Source organism: Streptomyces triticisoli (assembly GCF_003270085.1).
GTDB classification, from domain to species: Bacteria; Actinomycetota; Actinomycetes; order Streptomycetales; family Streptomycetaceae; genus Streptomyces; species Streptomyces triticisoli.
This window is the reverse complement of record NZ_QFDQ01000261.1, coordinates 1-11409: the sequence shown is the minus strand read 5'-3', so window position 1 is coordinate 11409 and position 11409 is coordinate 1. Positions and strand designations below refer to the sequence as shown.

Annotated in this window: 9 protein-coding genes; 8 read left to right on the top strand and 1 reads right to left on the bottom strand. The window is 73.3% G+C overall.

Annotation, left to right across the window (positions count from 1 at the left end; genetic code table 11):
* The 6 genes from sucB to DEP02_RS29925 form a co-directional block, all read left to right on the top strand.
* Window positions 1–1021 (top strand): 2-oxoglutarate dehydrogenase, E2 component, dihydrolipoamide succinyltransferase (gene sucB, locus DEP02_RS29955; protein WP_112470817.1); only part of this gene is annotated, 1021 nt, incomplete at its 5' end.
* Between the two features lie 360 nt (window positions 1022–1381).
* The gene (locus DEP02_RS29950) at window positions 1382–2005 is read left to right on the top strand and encodes a GntR family transcriptional regulator (RefSeq protein ID WP_112470816.1); all 624 of its coding nucleotides are present in this window, start codon (window positions 1382–1384) and stop codon (window positions 2003–2005) included.
* Window positions 2006–2262: 257 nt separating this feature from the next.
* Window positions 2263–4965 carry a pyruvate dehydrogenase (acetyl-transferring), homodimeric type gene (gene aceE / locus DEP02_RS29945; RefSeq protein WP_112470815.1) on the top strand — a complete coding sequence of 901 codons (2703 nt, stop codon included), beginning with the start codon at window positions 2263–2265 and terminating at the stop codon, window positions 4963–4965.
* Window positions 4966–5052: 87 nt separating this feature from the next.
* Window positions 5053–6042, top strand: a complete 990-nt coding sequence (locus DEP02_RS29940; RefSeq protein WP_112470814.1) for a helix-turn-helix transcriptional regulator — start codon at window positions 5053–5055, stop codon at window positions 6040–6042.
* Window positions 6043–6098: 56 nt separating this feature from the next.
* The gene (locus DEP02_RS29935) at window positions 6099–6617 is read left to right on the top strand and encodes a DUF4240 domain-containing protein (RefSeq protein WP_112470813.1); all 519 of its coding nucleotides are present in this window, start codon (window positions 6099–6101) and stop codon (window positions 6615–6617) included.
* Between the two features lie 591 nt (window positions 6618–7208).
* On the top strand, window positions 7209–8393 hold the full coding sequence (locus DEP02_RS29925; protein WP_112470811.1) for a MarP family serine protease: 1185 nt from the start codon (window positions 7209–7211) through the stop codon (window positions 8391–8393).
* Between the two features lie 39 nt (window positions 8394–8432).
* On the opposite strand, the gene DEP02_RS29920 is transcribed toward DEP02_RS29925, so the two are convergent.
* Window positions 8433–8921 carry a GNAT family N-acetyltransferase gene (locus DEP02_RS29920; protein WP_112470810.1) on the bottom strand — a complete coding sequence of 163 codons (489 nt, stop codon included), beginning with the start codon at window positions 8919–8921 and terminating at the stop codon, window positions 8433–8435.
* Between the two features lie 71 nt (window positions 8922–8992).
* Between DEP02_RS29920 and DEP02_RS29915 the strand changes: the two genes are divergently transcribed.
* Together DEP02_RS29915 and DEP02_RS29910 are read left to right on the top strand one after the other, a co-directional pair.
* Window positions 8993–9805: a TIGR01777 family oxidoreductase gene (locus tag DEP02_RS29915; protein WP_112470809.1), complete on the top strand. Its 813-nt coding sequence runs from the start codon at window positions 8993–8995 to the stop codon at window positions 9803–9805.
* 180 nt (window positions 9806–9985) lie between these two features.
* On the top strand, window positions 9986–11398 hold the full coding sequence (locus DEP02_RS29910; protein WP_112470808.1) for an NAD(P)/FAD-dependent oxidoreductase: 1413 nt from the start codon (window positions 9986–9988) through the stop codon (window positions 11396–11398).
* Window positions 11399–11409: the final 11 nt, after the last annotated feature.

Below are 11409 nucleotides of genomic sequence, written 5' to 3'. Positions count from 1 at the left end.
CCCGGCCCCGCAGCAGGTGGCCCCGGCCCCCGCCGCTCCGGCCCCCGCCCCGACTGCCGCTCCGGCGGCTCCGGCCGCCGCCCAGGCGACCGACGAGGGCGCGTACGTGACCCCGCTGGTGCGCAAGCTCGCCGCCGAGAACGGCGTCGACCTGTCCACCGTCAAGGGCACGGGCGTCGGCGGCCGTATCCGCAAGCAGGACGTGCTCGCCGCCGCCGAGGCCGCGAAGGCCGCTGCCCCGGCCGCCGCCGCTCCGGCCCCCGCCGCGGCGAGGAGGACCCCGGTCCTGGAGGCCTCCCCGCTGCGCGGCCAGACCGTGAGGATGCCGCGGATCCGCAAGGTCATCGGCGACAACATGGTCAAGGCGCTGCGCGAGCAGGCCCAGCTGTCCTCGATGGTCGAGGTCGACGTGACCCGCCTGATGAAGCTGCGCGCCCAGGCGAAGGAGTCCTTCGCCGCGCGTGAGGGCGTCAAGCTCTCCCCGATGCCGTTCTTCGTCAAGGCCGCCGCCCAGGCGCTGAAGGCCCACCCGGTCATCAACGCCCGGATCAACCAGGCCGAGGGGACCATCACCTACTTCGACACCGAGAACATCGGTATCGCGGTGGACTCCGAGAAGGGCCTGATGACCCCGGTCATCAAGAACGCCGGTGACCTCAACATCGCCGGTATCGCCAAGGCCACCGCCGACCTGGCGGGCAAGGTCCGCAGCAGCAAGATCACGCCGGACGAGCTGGCCGGTGCGACCTTCACCATCTCCAACACCGGTTCGCGCGGCGCGCTGTTCGACACGATCATCGTGCCGCCGGGCCAGGTCGCGATCCTCGGCATCGGCGCCACCGTCAAGCGCCCGGCCGTCATCGAGACCGAGGAGGGCACGGTCATCGGCGTCCGCGACATGACCTACCTGACCCTCTCCTACGACCACCGCCTGGTGGACGGCGCCGACGCGGCCCGTTACCTGACGGCGGTCAAGGCGATCCTGGAGGCGGGCGAGTTCGAGGTCGAGCTCGGTCTCTGATCAGGGATCGGGGATCTGAACGAAGCGGGGCTCGGGCTCTGAGCCCCGTCCTCGGGAACAGCAGTGCGGCGCCCCCGTCCGGAGCAATCCGGGCGGGGGCGCCGCTTTGCCCGTTCTTGGTCTTGACGCTGTGTAAGCCTCGTCTCACCTGCGTGAAAGCGCCCGTATGCGCCCTTCCGCGCGTCGCCGACCGCCGTATTGTCTAAGAGCCCGCCGTCAAACTCCCGCCTGTCCGGCGACGCCTGGCACGCACGCTCGCTGCGTTGCCGAACCGCCCTCCGGGCGAACGACGGGAGTTTGACGGCAAGCTCTAGCGTCGACGCCCCCGGGACCCGCCGGTCCCCCGCTAAGGAGCCCTCCATGACCTCGCCCCTCGTCCACTCGCTGCGCGAGCAGATCCGCGAGCACATCGTGGAGGGGATCGTCAGCGGGCGCTGGAAGCCGGGCGAGCGGATCGTGGAGCGGCGGATCGCGACCGAGCTGGAGGTCAGCCAGACGCCGGTGCGGGAGGCGCTGCGCGAGCTGGAGTCGCTGCGGCTGATCGAGTCGGCGCCCAACAAGGGCGTGCGGGTGCGGAATCTGACCGCCGCCGACCTGGAGGAGAGCTACCCGGTCCGGGCCGGCCTGGAGGCCATCGCGGCGGAGCTGGCGGCCCAGCGGCTGGCCGAGGACTGTTCGGCGCTGGAGCCGCACGTGGCCGCGCTGTACGAGGCCGACCGCAAGTCCGACGGCACGGCCCAGGTGCGGCACACGGTGGCCTTCCACCGCGAGATGGTCCGCGCGGCCGGCAACTCGGTGCTGCTGCACACCTGGGAGAGTCTGGGGATCGAGGTGTTCACCGCGCTGTCGATCCGCTGGCTGGGCACGGTCCAGCAGTCGTACGCGGAGGAGCACGAGGAACTGGTGCAGGCGTTCCGCAGGCGCGACCCGCGGATCGCCGAGCTGGTGAAGGCGCACGTCCTCGGCTGCGCGCCGCGCGCTTGATCCACGCGAGCCTTCCCCCGCTCACCTGCGAAAACCACGTGAAAATGCGGCACCGGGTGCCCGATTCCAAGGCACCGCGTGCCGACTTTCTGGCAATCGAAGGGTTTTGATCGCCAAATCTTTGATCGATCATCGATCAGGGGGTTACAGTCACCGTTGGGCTTCCACCAAAGCCTCACGCCCTGTCCTGCCAAAGACCTAGGGCACCCCTGAACCCTTCGATGAGGGAACCCCCTTCGACTGAGGAAGGCGGCGACATGACCGACCCCCACGCCATCCAGCCGAGCGAGCTCGACCAGCTCCCGGACCGCGACCCCGAGGAGACCGCCGAGTGGCAGGCCTCCCTGGACGCCGTCGCCGAGGCGGCCGGGCCGCACCGTGCCGCGTACCTGATGCGCCGCACGCTGGAGCGTGCCGAGGGTATCGGCGTCGCCCTGCCCAAGCTCCTCGAGACGGACTACGTCAACTCCATCCCGACCGCCGCCGAGCCGGCCATCCCCGGTGACGAGGCCCTGGAGGCCCGTGTCACCGCCTGGAACCGGTGGAACGCGGCGGCGATGGTGACCCGCGCCAGCAAGTACGGCGTCGGTGGCCACATCGCCACCTTCGCCTCCGCCGCCTGGCTGTACGAGGCCGGCTTCAACCACTTCTTCCGGGGCAAGGAGCGCGACGGCTCCGGCGACCAGCTCTTCATCCAGGGCCACGCCTCCCCGGGCATCTACGCCCGCGCCTTCCTCGACGGCCGGCTGACCGAGCAGCACCTGGACAACTTCCGCCAGGAGGTGGGCGGAGGCGGCCTGCCCTCCTACCCGCACCCGCGCCGTCTGCCCTGGCTGTGGGAGTTCCCGACGGTGTCGATGGGCCTCGGCCCGATCTCCGCCATCTACCAGGCCCGGTTCAACCGCTACCTCACCAGCCGCGGCATCAAGGACGTCTCCGACTCCCACGTCTGGGCGTTCCTCGGCGACGGCGAGATGGACGAGCCCGAGTCGACGACCGCGCTCACCCTCGCCGCCCGCGAGCGGCTGGACAACCTCACCTTCGTCGTCAACTGCAACCTGCAGCGCCTGGACGGCCCGGTCCGCGCCAACTTCAAGATCGTGCAGGAGCTGGAGGCCCAGTTCCGCGGCGCGGGCTGGAACGTGATCAAGACCCTGTGGGGCACGGCCTGGGACGAGCTGTTCCGGCTCGACACCACGGGCGCGCTGGTACGCCGGCTGCGCGAGGTACCGGACGCGCAGATCCAGACGTACCAGACCCGCGACGCCGCCTACATCCGCCAGGACTTCTTCGGGGCCGACCCGGCGCTCGTGGAGATGGCGGGGCTGCTGAGCGACGACAAGATCATCGAGTGCTTCCACTTCTCCCGCGGCGGCCACGAGTCCCGCAAGGTCTACGCCGCCTACAAGGCCGCCCTCGCCCACAAGGGCGCCCCGACGGTGATCCTGGCCCAGACGGTCAAGGGCCACACCCTCGGTGAGGGCTTCGCGTCGAAGAACGCCAACCACCAGATGAAGAAGCTGTCGGTGGACGAGTTCAAGGCGATGCGCGACCGCCTCGAACTGCCCATCCCCGACAGCGCCTTCGCCGACGGCGAGGTCCCCTACGCCCACCCCGGCGCCGACTCCCCCGAGGTCCGCTACCTCCAGGAGCGCCGCGCGGCCCTCGGCGGCCCGGCCCCGGTCCGCCGCGTCCACCCGGTCGCCCCGCTGCCCGCGCCCGCCGACAAGGTGTTCACTTCCTTCGACAAGGGCTCCGGCTCGCAGAAGGTGGCCACCACCATGGCGTTCGTCCGCCTGGTCAGGGACCTGGTCCGCGACGAGGAGACCGGCGGGCGCTGGGTGCCGATCGTCCCCGACGAGGCGCGCACCTTCGGCATGGAGAGCCTGTTCCCCTCCCTCGGCATCTACTCGCCCGTGGGCCAGACGTACGAGCCGGTCGACCGCGACCAGCTGATGTACTACAAGGAGGCCAAGAACGGCCAGATCCTCAACGAGGGGATCACCGAGGCCGGTTCGATGGCCGACTTCATCGCGGCGTGCACGTCGTACGCGACGCACGGCGAGGCGATGATCCCGTTCTACATCTTCTACTCGATGTTCGGCTGGCAGCGCACCGCCGACCAGATGTGGCAGCTCGCCGACCAGCTCGGCCGCGGCTTCCTGATCGGCGCCACGGCCGGCCGTACGACGCTGACGGGCGAGGGCCTGCAGCACGCCGACGGCCACTCCCCGGCCATCGCGGCGACCAACCCGGCCGCGCTGACCTACGACCCGGCGTTCGCGTACGAGCTCGCGATCATCGTCAAGGAGGGCCTGCGCCGTATGTACGGCGAGGCGGCGCCCGGCGAGGACCAGGACGTCTTCTACTACCTGACCGTCTACAACGAGCCGCTGCCGCAGCCGGCGAAGCCGTCCGGCCTCGGCATCGACGAGGGCATCGTCAAGGGCCTGTACCGCTTCAACACGGCGGAGTCGGCGGAGCTCTCCGTCCCGGCCAACGCCCCGCGGATCCAGTTGCTGGGCTCCGGCACGGCGATCCACTGGGCGCTGGACGCGCAGCGGCTGCTCGCCGAGGAGTGGGGCGTGGCCGCCGACGTGTGGTCGGCGACCTCCTGGGGCGAGCTGCGCCGGGACGCCTTGGAGGCCGACGCGGCGCTGCTGCGCGGCGAGGAGCGGGTGCCGTACGTCCGTCAGGCGCTGCAGGGCGCCGAGGGCCCGGTCCTCGCGGTCTCCGACTACATGCGCCAGGTCCCGGACCAGATCGCGCAGTGGGTCGAGCAGGACTACACCTCGCTGGGCACCGACGGCTTCGGCCTGTCGGACACCCGTGAGGCCGCCCGCCGCCACTTCGGCGTCGACGCCCAGTCGGTCGCCGTCGCCGCCCTGGCCCAGCTCGCCCGGCGCGGCGAGGTGAAGGCCTCGGCGGTCAAGGAGGCGCGGGAGAAGTACGGCCTGTAAGGGCCGAGGCGTGACGGAGGGGTGCGGCGGCCGCCGTGCCCCTCCGTCGTCGGTTCCGTTGTCGGTGGTCCCCGGCATGATGGCCGTATGCGTGCCGCCCGTCTGATCAAAATGGTGCTGCTGCTCCAGTCGCGGCCCCTGATGACCGCCGCCGAGCTCGCCCGGGAGCTGGAGGTGTCGGAGCGGACCGTCACGCGGGACGCGCAGGCGCTGTCGGAGGCGGGCGTGCCGGTGTACGCCGACCGGGGCCGGGCCGGGGGCTACCGGCTGGTGGGCGGCTACCGCACCCGGCTGACCGGGCTCGCCCGCGGTGAGGCCGAGGCGCTGTTCCTGAGCGGCGTGCCGACGGCGCTCAGGGAGATGGGGCTGGAGGACGCCGCCTCGGCCGCCCGGCTGAAGGTGTCCGCGGCTCTGTTGCCCTCCCTGCGCGACGCCTCCCGTACGGCGGCGCAGCGCTTCCACCTGGACGCGCCCGGCTGGTTCCGGGAGCCGAGGGCGCCCGAGCTGCTGCCGGCGGTCGCGGACGCGGTGTGGGACGACCGGCGGATCACCGCGCGCTACCGGCGCGGCGAGGAGGAGGCCGTACGGGAGCTGGAGCCGTACGGGCTCGTGCTCAAGGCGGGCGTGTGGTACCTGTGCGCGCGGGTCGCCGGGACTCCCGCGACACGCCCCGGCGCCTTCCGGGTGTACCGCGTCGACCGGTTCACCGCGGTGGAGGCGGCCGGGGAGCGGTTCGAGCGGGACGGCGGCTTCGACCTGCCCGGCTTCTGGGAGGAGCGGGCGGAGCAGTTCGCGCGGTCGATCCTGCGGGCCGAGGTGGTGGTGCGGCTGTCCGAGGAGGGCGTACGGCGGCTGGTGCACGCCGTGGGTCCGGTGCCGGCCCGGGAGGCGCTGGCGGCGGCCGGCGCGCCCGATGGGCGCGGGTGGGTGACGGCCACCGTGCCGGTGGAGTCCGAACAGATCGCGCACACCCAGCTCATGGTGCTCGGGCCGGAGGTCGAGGTGCTGGCCCCGAAGGCGCTGCGGGAACGTTTCGCGCGCGACGCGGCACGGCTGGGCGCGTTGTACCGGTCCTGACGATCCGCCGCACTCCGCGTGCGCCCCCCGGCGCGAGGGCCGATGCTTGAGCCGTGATGGACGAGACGGATTTCTGGGAGCTGGTCGACGGCAGCCGCGAGGCCGCCGAGGGCGATCCGGGGGAACAGGCCGACCTGCTCGTCGAGCGGCTGCTCGGCTGCGAGCCCGAGGTGGTCCTGGACTTCGCCCGTCACTTCGAGGCCCGGTACAACCGCGCCTACCGCTGGGACCTGTGGGGCGCCGCCTGGGTGCTTCTGGACGGGGCCAGCGACGACGCCTTCGACTTCTTCCGGTGCTGGCTGATCGGCCAGGGCCGGGAGGTCTTCGAGGGCGCCCTGCACGACCCGGACTCGCTCGCCGACCTGCTGGACGACTTCGACGAGGAGATCGACGGCGACGGCGAGGAACTCGGCTACGCCGCCGACGAGGCCTACGAACAGCTCACCGGCACGGTCGCCCCCGACCTCGGCATCGCACCGGCCCCCGCCGAACCGGAGGGCACCCCGTTCGACTTCGAGAACGACCGGGTCCTCGCCCAGCGCTACCCCAAGCTGTGGGGCCGCTTCCGCGAATAGCTCCCGCCCCGCGTGAAACGGGGTGCCGCGTTGGCCTGGTCGAGGGCGGAGGCGACGGCCTCAGCGGGGCCGAGGACGACCGTGGCGACCGCGCACACCACCGCCCAGGGACCACGAACGGCCGCCGCCCATCCCGCCGCTGTGCGCTCCCGGTCCGCCCGCCCGGGGGCGTCCCCGGGACTCAACTCCTTCCCTGTGGCCGGGCCGCAGCCTCCCGGGCAACCGGCAGGCGGAGCGTCGGGGCCGCTCCCGGGCAGCGGGTCCTGAAGCCGTCCTCGTGGCCGGACCGGGCGGGGAACGGGGCGGTGGCACCCGGCGGACAGCACAGCCGCGCCGCCGGGGCGCGGGGTGGCCGTCCCGGGCGCCGGTCCCGGGCACGCCCGGTGATTCGCACAACTCGCATGCCCCCACTGTCGGCCCGTTCCGCCCCGCCCGCGATGTGCGCTGTGCCACCTGGTGGAACCATCGTCCTGATCCGGGACGTTTCTGCGGGTACACGTACACGTGGCCGGTCCCCGGATCCACGTGCGCGTGGCTGATCACTGGGCCCGTCCCGCGCGTACGTGAGGGTCCGAGAGAAAGGCGGCGCGAGTGGACCTGCTGGACCTGCTGTTGGTGCTGGTGATCCTCGTCTACGCCGCGTCCGGCTACCGGCGGGGCCTGGTGGCCGGATGTGTCTCACTGGCCGGTTTCGTCGGCGGTGCGGCCGTCGGCGTGTGGATCCTGCCGTGGGTGATGGACTACGTCACTCGGGGGACGACGACGGCGACGGTCACCGCCGTGCTCACGGTGCTGGTGCCGGCCGCGGTGGGCCACGAGCTGGCGGGGCGTCTGGCGCTGCGGCTGCGGCGCGAGCTGGACCACGGCCCGCTGCGGGTGGCGGACGGCATCGGCGGGGCCGTCGCCAACTCGGTGGCGGTGCTGATCGTCGCCTGGGTGGCCGCGAGCGTCCTGGGCGCCTCCTCCTCCCCGGTGGTGACCTCGGCGATACGCGACTCGAAGCTGCTGGGGGCGGTGCAGAACGCGATGCCGGACACCACCCCGGCCTGGTTCTCGCGCGCCACCTCCGCGCTGACCGAGGCGGGCTTCCCGCAGGTCTTCAACCCGTTCGAGCACGAGCCCGCGGCGGGCGTGGCCAGACCCTCCGGTGACAGCGTGACGGAGAGCGCGACGGCCGCCGCCCGGCTCAGCACGGTCAAGATCGAGGGCATCTCGGGCAACCAGGGCCGTGAGGGCAGCGGCTTCGTGTACGCGCGCCGGCACGTGATGACCAACGCGCACGTGGTGGCCGGCATCGACAACCCCACCGTGCGGGTCGGCGGCGTCGGGCGGTCGTACGAGGCGCGGGTGGTGCTGTTCGACCCGGACCGGGACGTGGCCGTGCTGTACGTCCCCGAGCTGCGCGCCCCCGTGCTGCGGTTCGACGACACCGCCGCACGCGGCGAGGCGGCGGTGGTCGCCGGCTATCCGCAGGACGGCAGCCTGGATCTGCAGGCGGCGACGGTCGCCAACCGGATGCGGGCGACGGGCCGGGACATCTACAACAGCGCCACGGTCACCCGGGAGATCTACTCCATCCGCTCCACCGTCCGCCCCGGCAACTCCGGCGGTCCGCTGCTCACCACGGACGGCCGGGTCTTCGGAATGGTCTTCGCCCGCTCCACCTCCGACAGCGAGACCGGCTACGTGCTGACGGCGGCCGAGCTCGCCCCGGACGCGCGGCGGGCGGCGACCGCGACGACGCCGGTGGACACGGGCCGGCTGGTCACCTCGTGACGCGCGCACGCACGCGTACACGCACACGGCTCACACGGCTCACACGGAGCGGCCCATGAACACGTCGTCGACGTAGGCGCCGTCCAGGTGGAACTCCTCCGGCAGGACGCCCTCCACCACGAAGCCCTCGGACTCGTACAGCTTGCGGGCCGGGGCGTTGTGTCCGAGCACCCGCAGGGTGAGACGGCGGGCGCCCTGCCGGCGGGTCTCCTCGACGGCGGCGCGCAGCAGGGCGCGGGCCACCCCCTGGCCGCGGGCCTGTTCGGACACCGCGAGCCCGCAGACCATCCGTACGTGCGCGTTCGACGCCAGCTCGGTGGCGCGGCCGAGGCGGAGGAAGCCCACGAGGCGGCCGTCGAGTTCGGCGACGAGGTGGTCCTCGGGCCGGAGCCGCTCGCCGAAGAAGGGTTCGTACGGCTGTTGGGGGTACGGCTGAACGGAGTGCAGCGGGGACCAGGTCGCGCGGTCGAGCCGGCCGAGGGCTTCCTCGTCGTCGTACCTGGCGTGGCGTATGAGCGGAACCGGCATGGGGTCACCCTATGCGCGGGCCGAGTGGCGTCCACCGGATTTCCGGGTGGTCACCCGGCAGGATGGTGGCCATGGAACGTTCGCGAATCGCGGTGGCCGGCGCGTCCGGTCTGATCGGCAGCGCACTGGTGCGGTCCCTGAGGTCGGACGGGCACGAGGTGGTGCGCCTGGTGCGCCGTGCGCCACGCGGCGCGGACGAGGTCCGCTGGGACCCGGCCGGGCGGTCCGTGGACACGGCCGGGCTCGCCGGGTGCGACGTGGTGGTCAATCTGGCGGGCGCGGGGGTGGGCGACCGCCGGTGGACCCAGGCGTACAAGAGGGAGATCCGGGACAGCCGGGTGCTGGGCACGGCGGCGCTCGCCGAGGCCGTCGCCTCCCTGGACGTACCGCCGCGGGTGTTCGTCAGCGGCAGCGCGATCGGCTTCTACGGCGACACCGGGGACCGGGTGGTCGACGAGGACGCGCCACCCGGGGACGGTTTTCTGCCACGGCTGTGCGTGGAGTGGGAGCAGGCCGCCGCTCCCGCGCGGGAGGCGGGCGTGCGGACGGTGTTCGCGCGCACCGGGCTGGTGGTGGCCCGCCGGGGCGGGGCGTGGGGGCGGCTGTTCCCGCTGTTCCGGGCGGGGCTCGGCGGACGGCTCGGGGACGGGCGGCAGTACTGGTCGTTCATCGCGCTGCACGACGAGGTGGCCGCGCTGCGCCATCTCGTCGACACCCGGAGCCTGTCCGGGCCGGTCAACCTGACCGCACCGCAGCCGCTGACGAACCGTGAGATCACGGGGGATGTGCTGGGCAGCGCACGGGTGGTGCCCAAGCGGCTGCTGGAGTCGGGGTTCTCGTTCGCCTTTCCGGGGATCGAGGACGCCGTACGAGCGGCACTGTGACGCCTGCGACAGCAGCGACGACCCCCTGGGACCGTGTGCGACCGCCGTGCGACCGTGCTCTGCCCGTGTGCGACCGTTCCTGACCGGTCACGGGCCTAACCTCGACGCGAACTCGGGTATTCCTCAAGCCGGTTGAGGGCATCACCGCCCCACCTGCCGCGCAACCTCGAGGAGGGGCACGTGCTTGAGCCCGCGTATGAGGCGGACGTCGTCGTCGTGGGGGCCGGGGTCGCCGGACTCTCGGCGGCGCACCGGCTGACCGGCGCAGGAGTGACCACCGTGGTCCTGGAGGCCGCCCCCTGGGTGGGCGGCCGTATGTCGACGGAGAAGGTCGACGGGTTCCGGCTCGACCGGATCGGACAGTTGCTGTCCACGTCGTATCCCCATCTGGCCCTGAGCCAGGGGCTCGACGCGCTCGTGCTGCGCCCCTTCGCGCCGGGGGTCCTGCTGCACAGCGACGGACGGCACCACCGCGCGGGCGCCCCGGCGCACGGAGGGAGCACCAGGAGCGCACTTCACGTCGTGCGCGCCCTGGCAAGCTCCCCCCGGTCGCCCGCGGCCCGCCCGGGCGTGCGGCCCCGCACGCGTGACGCCCTGCCGACCACCGCGGCGTTCCTCGACGGTCCGCCCTCCGGACGGCTCGGCCGGGGCGCGTCCCTCCGGCTGCGCTCCGCCCTGGCCCGGATCGCCGCCACGCCCGTCGACCGCCTGCTGTCCCGCCCCGAGCTGCCCGCCCGGGAGGCGCTGACGGCCCGGGGCCTGCCCGCCCGCACCGTCGACGGCTTCCTGCGTCCACTGCTGGCCGCCCTGCTGTGCGACCCGGACCTCACCACGTCCAGCCGCTGCGCGGACCTCGCCCTGCACGCCTTCGCGTCCGGCCGGCTGTGCCTGCCGGAGGGCGGCGCGGAGGTCCTGCCGGAGCTGCTCGCGTGCACCCTGCCGCCGGGCACCGTGCACACCGGCGTCCGGGTCACCTCGGTCTCCACCACCGCGGTGACCACCGCCGAGCACGGCGAGATCCGCTGCCGCGCCGTTCTGCTCGCCACCGACGCGCGCGCCGCCGCCGAGCTGCTGCCCGGGCTGCGCGTGCCGGACTTCCACCCGGTGACGGTGGTCCACCACACCACGGACGAGCCCCCGGCGACGGGCGGGTACCTGCTGCTCGACGCGGACCGCGGCGGCCCGGTCGCCCACACGGCGGTGATCAGCCGCGTCGACCCCTCCCGCGCCCCCGCCGGCCGCGCCCTGGTGTCGTCGACGGTCCTGGGCCCGCCCCCGCCCGACGTCGACACCGCCGTACGCCGCCACCTGTCCCGCCTCTACGCCACCTCCACCACCCGCTGGGAGACCCTGGCCGTGCACCACACCCCCGAGGCCGTCCCCGCGATGCGTCCCCCGCACGACCCGCGCCGCCCGGTACGGCTGCTGGCGGGCCTGTACGTCTGCGGCGACCACCGCGACACCAGCACCGTCCAGGGCGCCCTGCACTCCGCCCACCGGGCCGCCACGGCCGTCCTGGCCGACCTGCGGTCGGGCCACCCGACGCGCACCGCGGACCCCGGCCCGACAGCCCCCCGGGCCGCCGCGGCCTGACCCGCGCCGGG